This window comes from Alcaligenes faecalis (genome assembly GCF_009497775.1).
Lineage (GTDB): Bacteria > Pseudomonadota > Gammaproteobacteria > Burkholderiales > Burkholderiaceae_B > Alcaligenes > Alcaligenes faecalis_D.
In genome coordinates, this window is the sequence record NZ_CP031012.1 from 2,046,526 (window position 1) to 2,067,149 (window position 20,624).

Sequence of the window (20,624 nt, forward strand, 5' to 3'; positions counted from 1 at the left end):
ATCTTAATTGTTGATGGAGTTCAAATCTCATGTCCAGGTTTGTCAATGTAGCAGCGGCTCAGTTGGGCCCTATCGCACGCAACGAAACTAAAAAACAGGTGGTTGACCGCTTGCTGGCCCATTTGCATCAGGCCAAGAAAATGGATGTTGATGTGGTGGTGTTTCCCGAGCTGGCACTGACCACGTTTTTCCCGCGCTGGTTCAGCGAGGATATTTCCGATTTTGATTGTTTTTATGAAACCCAGATGCCGGGGCCGGACACTCAGCCCTTGTTTGATGCCGCTGCCAAATTGCAGATTGGTTTCTACCTGGGCTATGCCGAGCTGGTCATCGAGAACGGTGTGAAGCGTCGCTTCAACGTGTCCATTCTGGTCGATAAAACCGGCACGATTGTGGGCAAGTATCGCAAGGTGCATTTGCCCGGTCACGGCCAGGATGAGCCCTGGCGTGCATTTCAGCATCTGGAGAAATACTACTTCGAGCCCGGTCACGAGTTCGGTGTGTGGTCGGCTTTCGGGGGCGTGATGGGCATGGCCTTGTGCAACGACCGCCGCTGGTCGGAAACCTACCGTGTCATGGGTTTGAAGGGCGTGGAAATGGTCATGCTGGGCTACAACACGCCGGTTCATAATCCGCCCGCACCGGAGCACGACGATCTGTCCATGTTCCATAACCATCTGGTGATGCAGGCCGGGGCCTATCAGAACGGCACCTGGGTGGTGGGGGTGGCCAAGGCGGGGAGTGAAGAGGGCATCGAGATGATTGGTGGCAGCGCCATCATTGCGCCGTCTGGCGAGATTGTTGCGGCTTGCTCGACCAAGGGTGATGAGCTGGCGGTTGCCCGCTGCGATCTGGATCTGTGCCAGTCCTACAAGAGCACAACCTTCAACTTTGAGCGTCATCGTCGGCCAGAAGCGTATGGCCTGATCAGCTCGCAACGTGGAGCGGTGGTGCCATGGGCGTGAACGAACATAAAAAAATGGACCTGGCCTGGGATGCGGTCAGTCTGACGCAAGCCTTTGTGCGTATCCCTAGCCTGTCCGGGCAAGAGCAGGCCATGGCGGACTTTGTGCAGCAAGTCATGCGGGAGTTGGGCTTTGACCAGATCAGCGTGGACGACAAGGGGTCGGTGTTGGGCTTTGTAGGCCCGGCCCAGGCTCCGCTGGCCCTGTTGTTTGATGCCCATATGGATGTGGTGCCTATCGCCGGAACCTGGACGGTTGAGCCTTTTGGGGCGCAGATCAAGGATGGCCGCATGTATGGGCGCGGCACCAGTGATATGAAGGCAGGCTTGGCCGCCGCCCTGTGTGGCGCGGCGGCAGCGGCTCGTAGTGGTGCCTTGAAGCAGCGTATTGCTGTGTCTGCCAGTGTGATGGAGGAAGTGATTGAAGGCTATGCCTTGTCACACGCTCTGGAGCAATGCACGCCGGCTGCTGTGGTGATTTGTGAGCCATCGCGTTTGCGCATCATGGTGGGCCAGAAAGGGCGGCAAGAGATTCTGTTGCGCTTGCAAGGCCGTCCAGCCCATGCGGCCTTGCCTCATCTGGGGGTGAATCCGATTCAGGCGGCAGCCAAGGCTATTTCTGCTTTGCAAACGCTGGATTTGCCCAAAGATGCACAAGTGGGCCAAGCTTTGCTGGTGCCTACTGACATCATTTCCGACCCGCATCCTTCCATTTCCCTGATACCTTCGTCCGTTACGGTGCGTTTTGATCGTCGCACTTTGGTCGGAGAAAGCAGCGAATCGGTGCTGAAACAAATGGAGCAATGCTTGCAGGATGCCGGTGTGGAGGGCTTTTCGCTGGAACTGGTGGACAGTCAGGTACAAACCTATACAGGTCAGCAGGCCAGCCCGGAGCGGGACTTGCCCGCCTGGCGGCTGGATGAGTCGGCACCTTTGGCTCAAGCCATGGTGCAAGCGGTTCAGCAAGCCGGGCGTGTGGTGGAAATGGATACCTGGTGGTTTTGCACCAATGGTTCCGAATCTGCCGGGCGGCGTGGTATTCCTACTATCGGTCTGGGGCCGGGCGAGGAGGCACAGGCACATACGGCTGATGAATCGGTAGCGATCGACGATGTTCTGGGGGCCGAGGACATTTACGAACAGCTGTGTATCCAACTGGCGGGACAAGCGTAAGAGCAATCGGAGACAAGTGATGCGTATTGCAGTAGCGGGTTTTCAGCACGAGACCAATACCTTTGGCCCGGCCATGGCAACGATGGCGGACTTTGAGCATGGGGGCGGCTGGCCAGGTATGTGCCGGGCCGAGGCCATTGAGCCCGCCTTGCGTGGGGCCAATATTCCGGCAGCCGGGTTTATGGCTGCTGCTGCACAGGCCGGGGTCGAGTGCGTCCCGCTACTGTGGGCCGCTGCCAGTCCTTCTGCGCCCGTCGAGGCCATGACTTACGAGGCAATCGTGGCGGAGATTCTGTACCGCCTGGAGCAAGTGTTGCCGGTCGATGCGGTGTATCTGGACTTGCATGGCGCCATGGTGGCTGAGCACCGCGATGATGGGGAAGGGCATTTGCTGGTTCTGGTGCGCGAGATGGTGGGGCCGGATGTGCCAGTGGTCGCCAGTCTGGACTTGCACGCCAATGTCAGCGACACCATGCTGGCGCAGGCCGACATGCTGGTGGCTTACAAAACCTACCCGCATGTGGATATGGGGCAAACGGGCGAGCGTACTTTTCAGGCGCTGATGCGCTGTCTGCAAAGCGGTCGTCGCCCCAAGCTGGCCTGGCATCGATTGCCTTTCTTGATCCCGGCGATCTGGCAAAGCACCGAGATGGAACCGGCGGCCAGCCTGTACCGCCACTTGTCATCGCTGGAAGAAATAGAAGGCGAGGGGAGCGTGTCGTTCGCCATGGGCTTTCCTGCTGCGGACGTGCCCGAATGCGGAGCGGTCTTGTGGGCCTATGCCCAGACGCAGGAAGAAGCCGATAGCCGTTTGGCAACCTTTCTGGACGAGGTGCTTGATAAAGCCCAAGGCTTCCAAGGCAAGCTGTACGAACCGGACGAAGCCGTGCAATGGGCGCTGAGTCACCCTGGTAAAGGCCCGGTGATCATTGCCGATGCACATGACAATCCCGGCGGGGGTGCCAGCTCCGATACCTGTGGGCTCTTGCGCGCTTTGCTGAAGGCCAAGGTATCTGATGCCGCTTTAGGCTTGATCGTGGACCCGGAAAGCGCCACTCTGGTGCACCAGGCAGGGGCCGGTAAAACCATCGAACTGTCTCTGGGCGGTAAATCCGGTGTCCCCGGTGATATGCCCTTGCATGCACGCTTTTATATCGAGTCCGTATCCGATGGCCAGTTCCGCGCCACCGGCCCGTACTACGCAGGCTGTGCCATGAACCTGGGCCCCAGCGCCTGTTTGCGCATAGAAGGCGTGCGTATCGTGCTGGCCTCCTACAAGTCGCAGATGGCGGATCAAAGCATGTTCCGTTTTGTTGGAATAGAGCCGGAGCAGTTGAAGGTACTGGTCCTGAAAAGCGCCGTGCACTTCAGGGCGGACTTTGGCAGCATCAGCGACCGCATCATTGTCGGAGCAGCACCGGGAGGAGTTTCCATGCGCACAACAGACTTGCCGTGGGAGCGTTTACCGGCAGAGCGCCTGCTGTATCCCGGTGGCCCCAGCCTGTCCCAATGGCGAATCATGCAATCAGAAGGACGGGCCTGTTCACAATAGCTTTGCATTTTTTACCCAAGTAGGTATACTCCTGCCTTCACGGTTTTGATGCAGATTAGCTCGGTAAAACGAGCTTTGAAAATCAGACCGCCTGTTCAGAGAAGTGTGGATTTCGATCGGTGCCGGGATTAACTATCAATAATCTCAAATCGAAAGAAAAAATCTAAAAAACACTTGCAAGAAAGGAAGAACAGGGTTATAGTTTAATTCTTTCGGGGCGTAGCGCAGCCTGGTAGCGCACTTGCATGGGGTGCAAGGGGTCGAAGGTTCAAATCCTTCCGTTCCGACCAAATTTAAAAAGGCCTACAGCATTTTTGCTGTAGGCCTTTTTTCATTGCTGCGGGGAATTCTGTTTCCACGAGCTTCTCCCTCTTCTCGCCTGTGTGCTTGTGAGCGTGTTCTGCCGGCAGTTCTAGTTCTGTTTCTGGTATGAGCAGAGTACTTACTAAAATAAAAAGTGAGTGCACATTTAAAAGCTATTTTCATGGCATATCGGCCTCGCTTACCTTTCGGTTCTTTTCTGCTCTGATACAAGAATGAACGGAATAGCGCTCTTCGTTTATTCCCACAATTTTCCTCAATAGATTCTGCAGCACTTATTTTTGAGCTTTGTCTCTCTTTAATCTGCTAGCATGCGATTTTAATTATTGTTCTGGAGAGCAGTAGTGGACAGCGTGGATGTAGAGTTAATCAAGCGATTGAGACCGTTAGCTCGAAAAAAAGCCGAAGAGTTTTCTGATGCGCTATCCGAGGGATTGGCGCAGGATCGTAATATCCATCAATTGAGCCTGGATTTACAAGATGAGGTCCAAGCCTATCTTTTGTCGCTTCCAGAAGAAGATAGAGCAACCTTTGAGGCGCTTTACATTGAAGAGTTAAATGCACAGACAGCCATGGCTAACCAAAGTGCAACTGAAAAACTTGCCCAGGCAGAGGCTATTGAAGCCGAAGGTGCTAAATCGCAGCAAGTGATGTCTGGCATTATTGTCCTGATCGCGATATTAGTTCTTGTGTTTTTCTTGGCAAGATAGGGCACATGCTGCCTGTGCGACATCCTGTGAAGAATTAAGTGGGAACACTGTCCAAGCCGTGAGGCGGGCGTTCAACTAATTACAAGAAACTGAGGAGCCGTGAGATGCGTGTTGTAAACGTTGGGGCGATTGCGTTGCTAGCATTGCTGGCCGCATGTAAAACGAATATCAGTACTGAAATCAAACTTAGCGAGCTTGAGGGTGGTGCAGGCAAGATGCTGCCCGGTGAACTGACGGTCGAGGTTAGTGCTTGCAATCATTATGAAGATTCTCGCAAGCCCTCTAATTCCCTGCTGGAAGCTCAGCAAGCTATTCCTGGCATATTCAAAGATGCAAAGTATGTGGAATGCTATCAGCAGCGAATGAATTCTTATGCCCGATTTGAGTTGCCTGTTGCCTTGGATGCCGCTGGTAGCGATAAGCTGTTTTCTGAGGAACATATCAATTTTCGCTCCCATGAGAATATGTTGCTCGGCTTGGTTATCCCTACTCAAATTAAAGAGCGTATTAAGTCCGCCACGAAAGGGAAGGTCGCCGCAAGTGCTTTGGTGATGAGTTTTTCGATTAAGGTCACGAATGACCTTAATCAGGATCAGCCTTTGGTAGCTTACTCTGTGTTTGCTGATGGGAAAGCGTTTGTTGCTGATAGGCTGTCGCTTCATAAAGGCAAACATATGACACTCCAGTTGTCTGATGTGTCAGTTCAAGCTGCGGTGCAAGGTAGTTATGCAATTGTGCTCGGTAGGGTTGCGCAATAGAAACGCAGGCGAGGTAAGGCTGTAAAAAAGCCCGCAATGCGGGCTTTTTATTTGACTAGATCCTGAGTGGTTTAATTACCAACCCCAGCAAGTCCCCGCCGCAGGCTTGCCGCAATTGCGGTAGTTCACCGCAAACCACAGCTTGCCAGCACCCCGTGGGCTGCCGTCGGATTTAACGTCATCGCGTGGCAGTTCTTCCAAGGTGTCGCGAGCTGTTTTAGTGACGGAGTCACTGGCAGCGTCAGCTTCCAGGACGATACGGCCTAAGGCTGCCGCATCGCGGTCTTCAAAGACCAGATCCGAGTCTTTCAGCGCCGTCATTTTCAGAGAGGCATCACGCACGGCAGCCGCGTAACTGTCGTCCGAGCCACCGGGTTTCAAGGCCTTGTTCAAAGTGCTGACAGCCAGAATCTGGGCCGGTGTGGCGGGTGGGGCCATCAGGTATTCGTCCAGCTTGGCCAGTTGGCCCTCTGAAGCCTGGCGACGCAGCCAGTCGCCCCACAGAAATTCCGCGTATTCAGGCAGATTGCCGTTGTTATAAGCAACGTCGCGGGTGAAATACGCCAGGGAGCGATAGCGGTCTTCCTGCATGCCACCGGCTTCTTTTTCGCTGGCCAGGCCAACACGGGTGGGCAGTTGTTCGACGGTAATAGCCTGGTTTTCACCATCACGCAGCCAGACCAGTTTTTCTTTGCTCATGCGCTCCCAGAAGGCAGAGGCCTCGCGGATATCGCTGTAGTTGGCGCTGACTTTAACCCAGACGGGCAGTTTGGGGCCGCCGTCAGGGATCTCGCGCAGAGAGGAGAAAGTGTGGTGGCCATCGGTCAGGTACAGATTGCCGTCCCAGCCTACGACCACGGTTTTAAGGTTTTCTGTTTGCGAGCCCAACGGGTCTTTACACAGATAGGTGGTGGGCTGGTCCAGGCGGGCAGCTTGAACCTCAGCAATGGTCAGAAATTTCTGGGCGCGCTCGGTGCCGCCCATATCCTCGCAGTAGTCGTCAAACTTCTTGCCGATGGTGCGATTCAGGTAGTCCAGTTGCTGCTTGGAGTTGTTAGCCCAGGTAGGGCGATCCAGATCGCCTTGCCAGCGGCCGAGCTTGTAGTAGACCTGATCGTAGCCAATGGCAGCCTGGGTGGGATGCAGTTCTTCGATGCGGACTTTGATGACATCGCCTGCTTTGCTGTCCAGATAGGCGGTGTTGCGAGGGGGTTCCGGCTCTTCAGTGACGGGTGGCGTAACGACAGGGGCTTCGGGTGAGTTATTGCCGCCTGTGCTGGAACCGCTGTCGCAGGCTGCCAAGGCCAAGGGCAGCAGGGCGATACCCAGGACACGCAGAAGCTGTTGTCGGGCGGGGACAAGAGAGTGCAAAGAAGCGAGGTTCATGGTCCGTTAGGGGATTTTGTTGGAAGATCCTAGATCATGAAGGATGGGTATTGCCAGAACATTGCATTCAGAAACATTCATCGCTTGTGCCGGATAGATGGCTGCTTGTTATGATCTGGGGCGAAATTGTGACCAGCTTGCTCAGTCCCCTCCAAGGCGGACTGAATCCCGTAAACTAGCCACGCTTGAATTAAATCGATAAGTCACTTCCAGGCTGTGGGAGCTGATTCTAAAAGGTCATTGATGTCGCTCTACAAAAAAGCCTGGCTGTTTACCCTGTTCAATGTTGTGCTCCTGGTCGCCTTGTATTTTGGGCTGCCGATACTGGACCGCGTCTTGGGTACGTTCGGGTTTTTGGTGTTTGGCTTCTACATTCTGGGTCAGGGCCTGGTGGCGATGACGGTTTTTAGTTGCCCGACCTGTGGCTTGTCGCCGTTCATGGGCAGCCAGAGCTTGTTCACCAGCTATTCGCCGTTTCCGCGCAAGAAGTGTGGTCAGTGCGGGCATGACCACACTCGGACTGAGTAGAGCAAGCTGCGGCCCGGCGATCCGGCGATCCGGTAGCCAGGCACAGTGATTCCTTGCTGACTCAGTCTTTGCGCAGCGGGTTTCCCTGTCTGGATTAGTCCGGGTGATGGTTGTGATCCACCACCATATTGTCTCCAAAGGTGGAGAATTTGGCGGTCACCTCGGCGGGCAGTTTGGCTTCTGCTTCGCTGGTGTTCTTGACCAGGCGCTCTGCTGCTTCAGCGCTCATGCCGGCCATGGTCAGGGTCTCTACATCGTTCAAGCCATCGCCGCCGCACATATGAACACTCCATTCCCCATGGCGACTCTTCAATAGCGCACGACCACCACGCGTCAGTTGCGTCCAGCCGGCCAGGGCGTAGTCACCCTCGATCACGATAGGCTCCACCACCAGAGGCGCTTCGGGGCTGTCCCAAATCGCTTTCATGGCGTGGGAGATACGATCGGCCTCTGGAGGCGCTGCACGAGCCACGCCTGTGAGCATGGCGAACAAGACGAGCAAAGCCACGGCGAAGAAAAGGCCATGGAGTGTCACCTTGAAGGTCCGGTGATGTTGTGAAGCTATTTTCATGAAAACTCCTTGTTTCTCAAGCTAATAAAGGACAGGGTGGGGCTTTCGCCCCGAGCAGAGTGCTCATCTGACTGCTTGGCAGCCTGGGGGCCGTGATCCGACATGCAAGGATCAGCAGCTGTGATGTGACGTGCATGGCAAAGCCCTTGAAAAGATAAAAAAGCGGAATCAATACTGGATCTGCACACCGGCAAAGACAGATCGCCCTGTACCTGGCTCGAACAAGGGCGAGGAGGCGGTGGCGTAGTCCGTAATACTGGCACTGGCGATGTATCGACGATCTGTCAGGTTGCGGCCGTCTATATAGAAGGAGTAGGGGCCGCGCTCCCAGCCAGCTCGCACGCCAAGCAAGGCATAGGAACTGGTTTTGGTGGTGTTGGCGTTGTCTACGTAGTAAGCCTGCGGCACCCATTCCACATTGGGACCAATGTGAAAGCCCGAAGGGTGCTTGTAAATAATCTCTGCGCGCAGATAGTGCTTGGGCACACCGGGCATTTGATTGTTGTTCCAGTCCTGATCGTTGTCGAACTTGAAGTTGCTGTAGGTGTAGGCGCCTTTGATGTCCAGACTGTCACTTTGCAGACCTTGCACCAACAAACCACGGGCGGCTGTCCATTGCACACCCAGCTCTATGCCCTGGTGAGTGCTGCGATCCGCGTTAACGGTCTTGTCGCAAATGTTCCAGGGCGCGCTGATGCATTGGAGCTCATTTTTGACGCGCGCATGATACAGCGAGACATCCCAGGCCACGTCCCCGCTTTCTCCTCGGGTGCCAATTTCGAAGGTGGTGGCGCGTTGAGCTTGCAGGCGATCCAGATCATTGCTGGTCGAGAACGTCATGTCGTCAAACGTAGGCGGTTCGGCGCTGCGGGAAATATTGCCGTAGATTTGCCACTGCGGACCTGCATCCCACAATAGCCCTAATTTGGGGTTAAAGAAGTTGTAGCTCTTGTCCCCGGATCGGGTAGTGGGCAGGCCGCCGTTGTACAGATCCTGGCGTTTGCGTTGAGCATGCAAGTATTGCAGGCCGGTGATCAGGGATAAGTCCGAGCCTAGACTCCAGGCGTTTTCGGCATAGGCGCTCAGGTTGTTGGATCTGTCTTTGCTGGCAGACAGTTTCTCCAGCCGTTTGCCCCCCACGTTTACCGAGTTTTTGGCATCAATTTTGCCTGCCGACCAGGTCAGGCCCAACGTGAAGCGATTGTCTCTGCCCGCAAGCGGGCTGGTGCTGACCAACCTGCCGTAAGCGCCGTAGCTGCTCGTGTCCCTATCAACAAACTGATAAATAGGGTGTCGCAACGAGCTTTGTTCAAACCAGCCGCCCAGCTCGTACTGCGTCTCTCCCATGATCAGCACTGTGCGGTTGGCAATGCGGCCACCGTCCAGGTTGAGCTGCCAGTCGTGCTCCTTGTTTTCCTTGGCGGCTTGCCGTGGATTATTCAGAGCCTGATCGCGGCTGACGGAGCCGGGAATATCCTGGTGAATCTGATAACCGCTCAGGTAAAAACGGGTTTCTGCTTGGTCTGACAAACGCCAGCCCAGGTTTGCATTTGCCCGCAGGGAGTGACCTGCACTTTGTTCTCTATAACCATCCTGGGTTTGCCAGGAGCCGGAAATCACGCCATCCAGTTTCTCGCCTGCAAAGCCGCTGCTCAGCTGCACGCGTCGCCAACCAAAACTACCCGCATCCAGGCGCCCCTGAAAGACGTCGGCATCATGGCCGGTAGGGGTCACGAAGTTGATGGCTCCGCCCAAGGTGGCGGCTCCGTATTGCAAGGCATTGGCACCTTTATAGACTTCGGTATAACGGTAGGCCGTAGGGTCGATACGATGAAAATTGCTGCTGCCGTCCGGGTCGTTCAGTGGAATGCCATCTTGGTACAGGCTGATGCCGCGCAGATGGTAATAACGTGACAGGCCCGAGCCACGTATGGACAGGCGCGCATCATCACCCCATTTGGGTTGCGCAAATACCCCCGGTGTGTAGTCGAGCATGTCTTTGACGGTAGCGGCTTTGGTATCACGCCAAGCGCTTTCGGGCACCAGAGCGACACCGCCCGCGGTTTGCTCAATGGTTTTTTGAGCAGTTTGCAGGTCCGGGACAGTCAGGCTTTTGCCACGCTCCGGAGTGACGACGACGGGGGCCAGCGTTGGCGTCTGTGCATGGGCAAGGCTGGCCCAGGAACTGGAAAACAGCAAGGCCAAAGTCAGGACGCTGAGTCGTGCGCGTGCTGATCCTTGGGCCAATGGGACAGAGGGCAGAAAGGGGGCGGCCTGCACGGCGCATGCCTGTGCAGAAACAGAAAAGATGGACATAAAAAAACCTTGAATGACTTCGCTGAAAAGCGACTGCACAGACGGCAGTCGGCTACGAGAGATCAAACAAGGTTGGCAGGGGGAGCGCGTGACCCTAGCGGCGGCCCCAGGGCGGGCAGGGGCGGCAAGCTTTGATTACGGTGTACCAAGAGCAAAGGCTGGTGAACCACCGGAGCATCCAGGCTTGCCATATCGGCGCTGGGCAAGGCTACCTGGGACAGAACCAGTGCGTAAGGGCACTTCTGAATGTCCGCATGCTCATTGGATTGCGGCGGGTCGGCCTGTTCCGTCAGGCTCATCCAGATCGTGCTGGGCGTTCCACCGGGGGCACACAGCGTGACGGAAAAGAAGCCGTCCTGCTTGCCCGAGCTATCCGGCATGTATCCCGCCGGGATCAGCGAACGGCACAGAAATGACAGGATCGCCAGGCAAAAAAGAATTTGCCAGGCTACGCCATTCTTTGCGAGAGAGCAGTGCCGTTGGACAGACATGGCGCGATTGTATTCCAACTGCTTCTCAATTGGATTTGATTTACCTAATGTCCGGACTCAGTAATTAGTGATGGATCACGATTTTGCCAAAGCGATGGCGCTGTTGCAGATAGCGGTAGGCCTCATGGGCGTTTTTAAAATCGAAGACCTGATCGATCACGGGATGAATTCGGTGCTGGCTAATGACTCGATTCATGGCTTCCAGATCGCTGCGGCTACCCACGCCGATGGCTTTGTAGCTGGCCTGGCTAAAGACCAGATCCATCACGTCCAGCGATTCCGCAGATTTTCCTAAGGAGCCGACCAGGGACACCTGCCCACCCGCAGCAACCGCCTTGATGGATTGTGCAATCGTCACCGGACCACCAACATCAACAATACGATTGGCACCTTCGCCATGCGTGTAGTCTCGTACAAGTTCGGACCATTCTGGCGTGTCTTTGTAGTTGAAGACCTTGTCAGCCCCTAGTTGCAGCAGCTTGTCGAACTTGTCGTCGGAAGAGGTGCTGGAAATCACGTGGGCTCCCATTGCCTTGGCCAGTTGAATGGCAAAAGTCGAGACACCACCCCCTCCTTGTGTCAGCACCGTATCACCCGCATTAATGCCTTCCAGTGCTGACCAGGCGGTCAAGGCTGCACAAGGCAGGGTTGCCGCTTCCTCAAAACTCAGGTGGGTGGGCATAAGTGACAAGGCCTCTGCCGAAACGACTTTGTATTGAGTGAGCCAGCCATCATGCTCAATGCCATATTGTTCTCGGCCTGCATGGGCCGGTCCACCGAACCAGTTTGGGAAGAAGCTGTTGATGACAGGGTCCCCCAACTTGAAGCGTTGCACACCGGGGCCAAGGGCATCAATGGCGCCTGCCGCATCTGATAACGGTATCGCCCCTGGTGTGCTGGGATAGCGCAACGTATCTTTCATGACCAGCAGGTCTCTGAAGTTCAAGGATGAGGCCATGATCTGAACCCGCACTTGTCCAGGACCGGGTTCAGGAATCGGTTCCTGGCGTAGTTCCAGATAGTCCAGACTGCCATATTGCGTAAAACGATAGCTGTTCATGTTTGCTCCTGTTGATGCTTGCATGGAGCATGCTAGGCTTGGCGCTTCAGACGATCTATAGTTAAAAGTCTGATTTTCCTGTCCTATCGTCTGATCGTCATGAATCCCTTCGATGAAATTCTGGATGGCATGCGCTTGCGGCATGCTTTGTATGCGTGCTTTCAACTGCGCGCGCCGTGGAGTGTCAGTTTTGACACCGGCGAGTATGCGCGGCTGCTGATTGTCAGCAAAGGGGCGTGCTATTTGCAGGGGGAGCAGCGGGCAGAGCCCGTGCTGCTGGAAGCGGATACCTGCTTGCTTATTCAACCTGGGGTGCAGTTCTCGCTGTACGACGGTGGGGGGAGTCTGTTGATTTCCTGTGACACCTTGGCTCGGTATCCGCATGGCGAGCCCATCACCCATGGTGGCGACGGTGCTTTGACTGAAATCGTGACGGCCCGCTTTGCTTTCAATAAGCTGGCTGCCGAACCCCTGTTCAATGCGCTTGGTCCCTTGGTGCATACTCGCTTGAAGGCGGAAGATGCCTACGCCATAAAAAATATCCTGCATGTACTACAGACCGAAGCGCAACATCGGGATTACGGAACTCAGCTGATTAACGCCCGCTTGATTGATGTGTTGTTTATTCAGGTGCTGCGAGCTTTATCGCGCTGTGCCTTTTTGGGAGCGGGGCTGCTGGCGGGTATTCGAGACCCCAGGATGGCCTCGGTCTTGCAAGCTGTGCATCAGCAGATTGCGTATCCATGGACGGTGGAGGAAATGGGGGCACTGATTGGACTGTCCCGGTCTACCTTTTCTGCTCTGTTCAAGGCAGCGCTGGGGCAAGCACCGTTGGCGTACCTGACCGCTTGGCGTATCTATAAAGCCAAGCTTTTGCTGGCATCCGGTTCGCAGACCATAGGGGACATTGCTGCGCAGGTGGGTTATGACAATGAGTCCAGCCTGAGCCGCGCTTTTAGTCGTTTGGAAGGAGTCTCGCCCGGTGTGTGGCGTCAGAGACAAAGAGCCGAGACTTGATTGATGGATGGATGGCCAGATGGAACAGGCTCCGTTTTGCATAAGAGCCTGTCCTGTCTATTCCCGATTACAGACTACGTCCCTTATCCAGATAGGCTTGAAACTCCACCTCGGGCACCATGCTGCCGCCGGTTCCCCAGACCAGATGGGTAGCGTTCTCCAGCTGAGCCAGTGTAAAGCCCATGCGCTGCAAATACTCTGGCGAGTTCAATACCTTTGCCATACCGGGTACACCAGCCAGGGCGGAGGGCTCCAGTTTGACCTGGTCTTTTTCGTAGGCAATGACCATCAAGCGGTACAGTTCTTCGTCCGTTACGGTGTAATAGCCGTCGATCAGACGCTGCATGGCCTTGCCCACAAACCCTGAAGGGCGCCCTACGGCCAGGCCATCGGCGGCGGTGACATTATCAATGCCGAAATCCTGCACGCTGATCTCATCATGCAAGCCGGTATACACGCCCAGCAGCATGCACGGGGAGTGTGTCGGCTCGGCAAAGAGGCAATGCACGGCATCGCCAAAAATCAGTTTCAGGCCAAAGGCCACGCCACCGGGGCCACCACCTACGCCGCAGGGCAGATAGACGAATAAGGGGTGGTCTGTATTCACCACAATGCCCGCTTGCTTAAATTGCGCGGCCAATCGTTCGGCCGCCACGGCATAGCCCAGGAAAAGATCCGGGGAGTTTTCATCATCGACAAAGTAGCAACGTGGGTCTTGGGAGGCTTGTTCACGGCCTTGCTCCACCGCCACGCTGTAGTCGGACTGGTGTTCGACCACATTCACGCCGTTGGCTCGCAGCTTGTCTTTTTTCCATTGGCGGGCATCGGCCGACATATGGACGCTGACGTTAAAGCCCAGCTTGGCGCTCATGATGCCAATCGACATGCCCAGATTGCCGGTCGAACCGACGGCGATGGAATATTGACTGAAGAAGGCGCGGGCCTGTTCGCTGTCCAGCTGGCTGTAGTCGTCCGTCAGCGTGATCAGACCGGCTTCCAGTGCCAGGTCCTCTGCATGTTTCAGGACTTCATGGATGCCGCCACGGGCTTTGATGGAACCGGAAATGGGAAGTTCGCTATCAGCCTTCAGCCACAAGGCCCCTACATGCGCCAGCGCGTTTTCTTGAATCAGCGTTTGGCGTAGTTGATTCAAAGGTTTGAGAGGGGATTCGATGATGCCGTTGCTGGCTGCTGTATCAGGAAAGACGGCTTTCAGATACGGTGCAAAGCGCTGCAAACGAGCACTGGCCGCCTGCACATCTTGCGCGTTCAGTCCTACATCCGCCAAGGCTTCAGAAGCGGGGGCGATGGCCGGATTGAACCAGGTGCTTTCTTTCAAGGCGATCAGATCGCGGATAAGTGGGTGGCTGGTTTGCCAGGCCTCTAGGGTTTTTCCATGGATCATGTGTGCACCTGATTAATAACTGAGCTTCAAGGGTCGAGAGAGGAAAGATGCTACACGATTGTGCACGAAGAGAGAGGCAGGAACGTCAGTGAAATTCAAGGGAAGGTTTCCGGCCAGTCACAGGAGGTCATCTTGAGCTTATCAAGAAGAGATGCGCAGACCTTGAGCCCCGTCTTTTCCCGAGAAAAAAAAGAAACAGCCCTCATGAAGAGGGCCGTTTCATTCGCTTGGGGGAAGGCCGATCCTGAGATCTAACTGCAATCCTTCAGACTGGCTTTAAACAGGTCTTGATACAAAGACCTTAATAACGGGCGTCCTTGGGCTTTTTACCATTCGGCCAGTCGTTCACCTTGCCGGCAAAGTCAGGTCGTGGCATATGCGTAAAGTACTCGGCAATGTCCACAGCGTCCTGATCGTTCAGCACACCACCCTGGCCCCAGCCTCCGTGGGAGGCCACGCTCATGGGCATGTTGTATTTGATGAACACTGCGGCCTTGAAAGTACGCGCCATGCCCGCGCCGATATTGAAGGACTCGTCACCCCACAATGGCGGGAACACGATATTGCCGCGTTCGTCTTTCAGACCCTGGCCTTCTTCGCCGTGACAGCTGGCACATTGAACTGCATAGAGTGCTTTACCGCGTTCAGGATTGGGGATCAGCTCATGATCCAGCGGGCCATCAATAGGCACTTGGACTTTCTGACCGGGTTGAACCCCTTGCGCCAACCACTTCATATAGGCCAGCATGCCTTGCATTTCGGGCGAATCCACCGGCACGGCCTTGCCGTTCATGGAACGCATGAAACAGCCATTGATGCGGCCCGCCAGGTCCACCATCTTGCCCGAGCGGGGCATGACTTTGGGGTAGCTGACAAAGCTGTTGATGTAGTGCGCGCCACGCGGGGCCTTGCCCTGGTCAATATGACAGCTATTGCAGTTCATGGCAGCGCCCACATTGTCGGGCAGCAGACGGCGCGTTTCGTTCAGGAGGCGTTTGCCGTACAAAATCGCTTCGGCATCCGGGGCTTTCTCGATCAGCAGGTCCGAAGGAATGGTGTACTGGCCCACGACCTCTTTGCTTTCCACATTAATAATGGGATAAGTGGCGGGAGTCGGGCCTGTCAGGGCGGGGCTGGCCGCAAAGGCATACCAGCTTGCCGCTGCGACACCGGCAATGGCCACAGCCAGAACGGACAGGGTTTTGGCTTTACTCATGGCTGGCTCCTTGAGGCTGGATATTGGGCGATTTATTGGCTACAAACTGGCGGATGTGGGCAACGTCGGCCGCCTGCACGGTGGGGGCTTGGTTGGTCCAGCTGGTGCGAATGTAGTTAACAAGATCGGCAATGTCCTGGTCGCCCAAATGGCGGAAGGCAGGCATGGTGAAGGTCATTTTGTCGACGCTGTTTTCAGGCATGCGTCCACCTTCCAAAGTCACTTGAATGACCGATTGCGGGTTGTTGGCAAAAACAGCCGAGTTGCCAGCCAGTGCCGGGAAAATACGGGGTACGCCTTTTCCGTCGGCACGGTGACAGGTCACACAGTGGGTGGCATACAACCAGGCGCCGGGCGAGGTGTATTGGCCATCCAGCTGTTTCTGTGTGGTGGTGTCAGCTTGATGCGGGATCTCGGGATTGCGGCCTTTGACGGGCGGCAAGGATTTCAGATACTGCACCATGGCCTTTTGGTCCTGAGGGCTCATGTACTGGGTGCTGTGTTCGACCACATCGGTCATGGCACCAAAGGCCGCCACTTTATCGGTACGGCCGGTAGCAAAGAAATCCAGCAGTTCTTCTTCAGACCAGCTGGCCAGACCACGACCTTCGCCGCGCAGGCTCTTGGCGCGCCAACCGTCAATCACGGCACCGGACAGGTAGTCGTCGCCGTCTTTCAGGTTCAGCGCCAGCTCCTGATACGCCAAGCCGCGCGGCGTGTGACAGGCGCCACAGTGGCCGGGGCCCTGCACCAGGTAAGCACCCCGGTTTTTCAGATCATCCAGGCCTTCGTCAGCCACAAAAGTCTGATCGGTGGGCGCAAACATCCATTGCCAGAAAGCAATGGTCCAGCGCATCTGGAAGAGCTTGGGCAAGGTGGGGTCGGCATTTTGCTGCTTGACCGCCGGAACGCCGTTCATGAAGTAGGCGTACAAGGCATTCATGTCCTCGTCGCTCATGACCGAGTAGGATGGGTAGGGCATGGCGGGGTAGAGCGCGGCGCCATCCTTGCGTACCCCATGCTGGACGGCGGTTTTGAACTCGTCCAGGGTGTAGTTGCCTATGCCCGTTTCCTTGTCAGGCGTGATGTTGGTGGAGTAGATCGCTCCCAGCGGAGTTTGCATGGCCAGGCCGCCTGCATACTTTTGACCGCCAGGAACGGTATGACAGGCCACACAGTCGCCAGTGCGGGAGACGTAAGCTCCCTGCTTGATCAGGGCGTCATCATCCAGCTTGATGGTGTTTGCCGAGGAGGAGACGATGCTGCGTTGCGACAAAATAAGCTGAGATCCGCCATAGGCAGCCCCCAGCCCCACTAGTGCAAGGATCAGGGTCTTAGATAAGACGTTCATAGACATTACCCATAATTATTAAATAAATGTGTCAAATAACTTCAAGTCACACTCAGTACGCATGGTATAGAGAGCCCAAGGGGCAAGAAACCCTTGTCCGGAGCAAAATTGATCTAACTCAAGGGTTATATATATAAGCTTATAACGGGGTTGCGATTGTAAGCTTAAAGGGCCAGTTATATGGCGGCTGAATAGCAGACTGAGAACTAAAAGGGATGAGGGGCCAGAACAGACGATGGCGGCCAGCTGCCGGGTTTTTCGTATAGGAGGATGTGGGTCTGGTGGAGAACTTTGGAGCAGATGGAAAAGCGACGGATTGCCGCAGATTTATTGATGTTTGAATTGAGTCGGGCGGACAAAATCAGACTGTGAGCGGGGATGGAGGTGCCCCCAAAGAGGACCTTGAAAATGCTGTTTTATATCGGAAATTTTTTACCTCCTGGCCGTAAAAGCAAAAATTATGCCAATTTTCAAGATGGCACACCAACTTTTCTGAAAACCTGTTTTGTTTGTTATTCAAATAAGGCCACGCTGCTCTTTTTGGAGGTTTTCGGAAGTCGTGTTTGAAATCCGCATCGAGTAATGTCCGATTTCTTCCAAATGTACTGCTGAGCACGGGCAGACGCTTTTTTGCCTTCTGACTCGTCTGGGTCAGAAGGTTTTTTTTATCCTTTTTTCGGGGAGGCAACCGCTTATGGATAGGCGAGGTTTAAAAGAGAATCCATGACGTTTGAATAATTTGGTGGCGCGATAGCCGGTTTTTGACCGTTCTTCGTGCAGTCCGATTGCATTGGCTAAAACAGCCTCCAAGCGCTTGTTTTGACATCGAAATGACTTCGGAACTGGCGTTCCATAAGGCCTGCAAGGCAGCCGGAAGTGTCCGCCTAGTAAAAACCCTCTTGGATGTTTTTTCGGGAAAGACCTACTATTAGCCCTCAATTATCGGATATGAGAATTTTATGGTGTATGACTACGTAATTGTTGGAGCCGGGATGGCTGGCGTGTCTTTGGCCTACCGTTTGCCCGAAAGTGCCCAAGTGCTGGTTCTGGAAAGAGAGTCCCATGCTGCGTATCACTCCACGGGACGCTCGGCCGCGATGTTTGTTGAAACTTACGGTACTGAAACGATTCGTGCCTTGACGGTGGCGGGCAACGATTTTTTCAGCCATCCGCCTGCGGGCTTTAGCGATCAGCCGATTTTGCTGCCGCGCGGTGTGCTGTATGTGGGGACCGCCGAGCAACAGGGTTTGCTGGACAGCCAGTATCAGGATTGGCATGGGCAAGGCTTGGATGTCAGCCGCTTGAGTGCTGAAGAAGCCCTGGCCATGGTGCCATGTCTGGACCCGGCGCAATTGGCCGGTGCCTTGTATGACGGCCAGGGTCAGGACATGGATGTGCATGCCTTGCACCAGGGTTTTCTGAAAGGCGCGCAAGCCAAGGGCGTGAAGTTGCGTCTGGACACGGAAGTGCTGTCGGCCAAGTGGGATGGCGAATGCTGGGAAGTGCAACTTACCTCCGAACCCACGACCTTGCGCACTCGCGTTCTGGTCAATGCTGCGGGTGCCTGGGCTGATACTTTGGCCGAGCGCTGTGGCGTGCAGGCGTTGGGCATTCAACCCAAGCGTCGTTCCGCATTCCTGTTTTCGCCGCCTGAAGGTGTGGACCATCGTGAATGGCCCGCCGTCATTGATATTGGCGAAGAGTTCTACTTCAAGCCTGATGCCGGCATGTTGCTGGGTTCGCCAGCTAATGCCGACGACGTGGATGCCCATGATGTAGTGGCCGAAGAGCTGGATGTGGCCACCGGCATTTACCGGATTGAAGAACGCACCCAACTTCGCATTCGCCGTCCTAGCCACACCTGGGCGGGTCTGCGCAGCTTTGCTCCCGATGGTGAGCTGGTGATTGGTCAGGACGCGCAATGTCCGGGCTTTTTCTGGCTGGCTGGCCAAGGTGGCTACGGGATTCAAACCGCAGCCGGTGCGTCCTTGCTGGCGGCCAGCTTGTTGCAAAAGCAGGATCTGCCCGAGTCCTTGAAGGCCTTGAAGATTGATCCGGCTGTGGTGTCACCCGCTCGTTTCAGAACATAAAAACAGCAGCACTTTGATCTCCCGGAGGAGAAAGCATGTCGAATATAAAAAATATCCTGGGCATTGCGATGGCCTTTGTCGGTGTGGTGGTGGGGGCCGGCTTTGCATCAGGACAAGAGATATTGCAGTTTTTCAGCAGCTTTGGGTATTGGGGGCTGCTGGGAGGGGTGGTCAGTGGTCTGTGCTTCACGATACTGGGCATGGCGGTGGGGGAGCTTAGCCAGGTTTCGGTATCGCATTCCTTCAAGGAAGGTTTGTATCTGATTTGTGGGCCACGCATGGGCGTGGTGGTCGACATCATGATTACCTTCTTCATGTACGCCATTGCCGTGGTGATGTTTGCGGGCGGCGGCTCGCTGATGGAGCAGCAATGGGGCATACCAGCTGAATACGGCAGTATTGCGGTCATGCTGGTAACGGTGCTGATTGTGTTCCTGCGCGTGGATCGGGTGATGGCCTTTATTGGCAGTGTTACGCCCATCCTGGTACTGATGGTGATTTTCCTGTGTATTTACAGCTGGAATACGCGGGATCTGCCTTTGGAGGAACTGGATGTGATTGCGCATACCAAACCACAAGGTGCGGGTCATTGGCTGGTCGGCTCTTTGCTGTACGTGTCTTACAACATGGTGGTGGGAGCGCCGTTCCTGATGATTGCGGGTGCGCAAGCCACCTCGCGTCGCAATGCCTTGTTGGGTGGTCTGGTGGGTGGCTTGTTGCTGGGCTTTTTGATCGTGCTGATCAGTGCCGGTGTGTTTGGCCGTATCGACACCATTGGCTCGGCCGCCTTGCCCATGCTGATGCTGGCTACCGAACAGTCCAAACTGCTGGGAACCATCATGTCCGTGGTGATTTTTGCCATGATTCTGACCACCTCGGTGGGCGTGCTGTATTCCTTCTCGGCCCGGATTTTCCCGCCCAATACCCGTAAATTCAATATTGGCACGGCGGTTGCCGGGGTGTTGGGACTGGTCGGCGCCAAGATCGGTTTCATCAATTTGGTGGGCACGGTATATCCGTTTTTCGGCTACCTGGGCTTTGTTTTGATGGCCTGGATTCTGATTGCCTGGTTCCGTTTGCGCCGCTTACAATCCAGGGATGCTACGTAATGAACTGCTCAGCAAGGAACAGGTAGGAACCCGCCTGCGCCAAGCCCGACATAATCAAAAACAGACACTCAAGCAGTTGTCTGAAAAAACCGGCTTGGCGCTTTCTACCATTTCCAAAGCAGAACTGGGGCAGGTCACCTTGAGCTATGAAAAGTTTGTGGTCCTGGCCCGTGCCCTGAATATAGAAGTTGGCTCGCTGTTTGCCGTTCCCGATCAGGAAACCGAGCAGCCTTTGCCCACCACTGAAGTGGGCATTTCCAGCCACAAATCCACCGCCACCCCTGGCTACGCCACCCGTAATTACGAATACGGCCTCTTGTTTGGCGAGCTGAGCGGCAAGCACATGAACCCGATTCTGGCCGTGATTGACTCACGCGATGCCAGCGAGTTTGACGACTATATCCGTCACGCCGGACAGGAGTTTGTGATTGTGCTGTCCGGCTCTATTGCCATCCAGTTTGAAACCGGCGAAACCCTGTTTCTGGACGCCCACGAGTCGGCGTATTTTGACAGCGGCATCGGACATATTTATCTGTCCACCAGCGAAGACGACGCCAAGGTCGTCGCCGTCTGTACCAGTGGATTGCCGCCGGGGATTGTTTGAAC

18 protein-coding genes and 1 tRNA gene are annotated in these 20,624 nt (G+C 55.2%); 11 read left to right on the forward strand and 8 right to left on the reverse strand.

Going from position 1 to position 20,624, the window contains the following annotated elements:
* Window positions 1-29 precede the first annotated feature (29 nt).
* From DUD43_RS09585 to DUD43_RS09610, 6 genes are all read left to right on the forward strand, one after another.
* Window positions 30-965, forward strand: coding sequence for an N-carbamoyl-D-amino-acid hydrolase (locus DUD43_RS09585; RefSeq protein WP_153230102.1), 936 nt, complete (start codon window positions 30-32; stop codon window positions 963-965).
* The gene (locus DUD43_RS09590) at window positions 956-2,137 is read left to right on the forward strand and encodes a YgeY family selenium metabolism-linked hydrolase (RefSeq protein ID WP_153230103.1); all 1,182 of its coding nucleotides are present in this window, start codon (window positions 956-958) and stop codon (window positions 2,135-2,137) included. The genes DUD43_RS09585 and DUD43_RS09590 overlap by 10 nt, the downstream gene beginning before the upstream one ends.
* 19 nt (window positions 2,138-2,156) lie before the next feature.
* Window positions 2,157-3,689, forward strand: coding sequence for a M81 family metallopeptidase (locus tag DUD43_RS09595; RefSeq protein ID WP_153230104.1), 1,533 nt, complete (start codon window positions 2,157-2,159; stop codon window positions 3,687-3,689).
* Between the two features lie 213 nt (window positions 3,690-3,902).
* Window positions 3,903-3,979, forward strand: a tRNA-Pro gene (locus DUD43_RS09600).
* Between the two features lie 375 nt (window positions 3,980-4,354).
* A complete protein-coding gene (locus DUD43_RS09605) occupies window positions 4,355-4,720 on the forward strand; it encodes a hypothetical protein (protein ID WP_153230105.1) in 366 nt (121 codons plus the stop codon).
* Window positions 4,721-4,824: 104 nt separating this feature from the next.
* Window positions 4,825-5,478 carry a hypothetical protein gene (locus DUD43_RS09610; protein WP_153230106.1) on the forward strand — a complete coding sequence of 218 codons (654 nt, stop codon included), beginning with the start codon at window positions 4,825-4,827 and terminating at the stop codon, window positions 5,476-5,478.
* Between the two features lie 75 nt (window positions 5,479-5,553).
* Here DUD43_RS09610 and DUD43_RS09615 read toward each other — a convergent pair whose 3' ends face one another.
* Window positions 5,554-6,864, reverse strand: a complete 1,311-nt coding sequence (locus tag DUD43_RS09615; RefSeq protein WP_153230107.1) for a ParB/Srx family N-terminal domain-containing protein — start codon at window positions 6,862-6,864, stop codon at window positions 5,554-5,556.
* 243 nt (window positions 6,865-7,107) lie between these two features.
* Here DUD43_RS09615 and DUD43_RS09620 point away from each other — a divergent pair, with 243 nt between their 5' ends.
* Window positions 7,108-7,392, forward strand: coding sequence for a hypothetical protein (locus tag DUD43_RS09620; protein ID WP_026482645.1), 285 nt, complete (start codon window positions 7,108-7,110; stop codon window positions 7,390-7,392).
* A 94-nt stretch (window positions 7,393-7,486) separates the two neighbouring features.
* Here the strand turns inward: DUD43_RS09620 and DUD43_RS09625 are convergent, their stop codons facing one another.
* The 4 genes from DUD43_RS09625 to DUD43_RS09640 all read right to left on the reverse strand — a co-directional run bounded on the left by DUD43_RS09625 (window position 7,487) and on the right by DUD43_RS09640 (window position 11,830).
* Window positions 7,487-7,963: a copper uptake system-associated protein gene (locus DUD43_RS09625; RefSeq protein ID WP_153230108.1), complete on the reverse strand. Its 477-nt coding sequence runs from the start codon at window positions 7,961-7,963 to the stop codon at window positions 7,487-7,489.
* Window positions 7,964-8,131: 168 nt separating this feature from the next.
* Window positions 8,132-10,279 carry a TonB-dependent receptor family protein gene (locus DUD43_RS09630; RefSeq protein ID WP_153230109.1) on the reverse strand — a complete coding sequence of 716 codons (2,148 nt, stop codon included), beginning with the start codon at window positions 10,277-10,279 and terminating at the stop codon, window positions 8,132-8,134.
* 62 nt (window positions 10,280-10,341) lie between these two features.
* Window positions 10,342-10,770, reverse strand: a complete 429-nt coding sequence (locus DUD43_RS09635) for a DUF2946 family protein (RefSeq protein WP_153230110.1) — start codon at window positions 10,768-10,770, stop codon at window positions 10,342-10,344.
* A 64-nt stretch (window positions 10,771-10,834) separates the two neighbouring features.
* Entirely contained in the window at window positions 10,835-11,830 is a 996-nt protein-coding gene (locus DUD43_RS09640; protein ID WP_153230111.1) for a zinc-dependent alcohol dehydrogenase family protein, read from the reverse strand.
* 99 nt (window positions 11,831-11,929) lie between these two features.
* Between DUD43_RS09640 and DUD43_RS09645 the strand changes: the two genes are divergently transcribed.
* The gene (locus DUD43_RS09645) at window positions 11,930-12,847 is read left to right on the forward strand and encodes an AraC family transcriptional regulator (protein ID WP_153230112.1); all 918 of its coding nucleotides are present in this window, start codon (window positions 11,930-11,932) and stop codon (window positions 12,845-12,847) included.
* A gap of 67 nt (window positions 12,848-12,914) precedes the next feature.
* Here DUD43_RS09645 and DUD43_RS09650 read toward each other — a convergent pair whose 3' ends face one another.
* From DUD43_RS09650 to DUD43_RS09660, 3 genes are all read right to left on the reverse strand, one after another.
* Window positions 12,915-14,252, reverse strand: a complete 1,338-nt coding sequence (locus DUD43_RS09650) for a D-serine ammonia-lyase (protein WP_153230113.1) — start codon at window positions 14,250-14,252, stop codon at window positions 12,915-12,917.
* 301 nt (window positions 14,253-14,553) lie between these two features.
* The gene (locus DUD43_RS09655; protein WP_153230114.1) at window positions 14,554-15,468 is read right to left on the reverse strand and encodes a c-type cytochrome; all 915 of its coding nucleotides are present in this window, start codon (window positions 15,466-15,468) and stop codon (window positions 14,554-14,556) included.
* Window positions 15,461-16,819: a cytochrome c gene (locus tag DUD43_RS09660; RefSeq protein ID WP_153230115.1), complete on the reverse strand. Its 1,359-nt coding sequence runs from the start codon at window positions 16,817-16,819 to the stop codon at window positions 15,461-15,463. Before DUD43_RS09660 ends, DUD43_RS09655 begins: the two co-directional genes overlap by 8 nt.
* 959 nt (window positions 16,820-17,778) lie before the next feature.
* Here DUD43_RS09660 and DUD43_RS09665 point away from each other — a divergent pair.
* The 3 genes from DUD43_RS09665 to DUD43_RS09675 are packed head-to-tail and all read left to right on the forward strand — an operon-like array spanning window position 17,779 to window position 20,622.
* Window positions 17,779-18,909: an NAD(P)/FAD-dependent oxidoreductase gene (locus DUD43_RS09665; protein WP_153230116.1), complete on the forward strand. Its 1,131-nt coding sequence runs from the start codon at window positions 17,779-17,781 to the stop codon at window positions 18,907-18,909.
* Between the two features lie 35 nt (window positions 18,910-18,944).
* Window positions 18,945-20,018 (forward strand): hypothetical protein, encoded by a 1,074-nt coding sequence (locus tag DUD43_RS09670; protein WP_153230117.1) that lies wholly within the window; start codon window positions 18,945-18,947, stop codon window positions 20,016-20,018.
* Window positions 20,008-20,622 carry a helix-turn-helix domain-containing protein gene (locus DUD43_RS09675; RefSeq protein WP_153230118.1) on the forward strand — a complete coding sequence of 205 codons (615 nt, stop codon included), beginning with the start codon at window positions 20,008-20,010 and terminating at the stop codon, window positions 20,620-20,622. Before DUD43_RS09670 ends, DUD43_RS09675 begins: the two co-directional genes overlap by 11 nt.
* The last annotated feature ends 2 nt before the right edge of the window (window positions 20,623-20,624 follow it).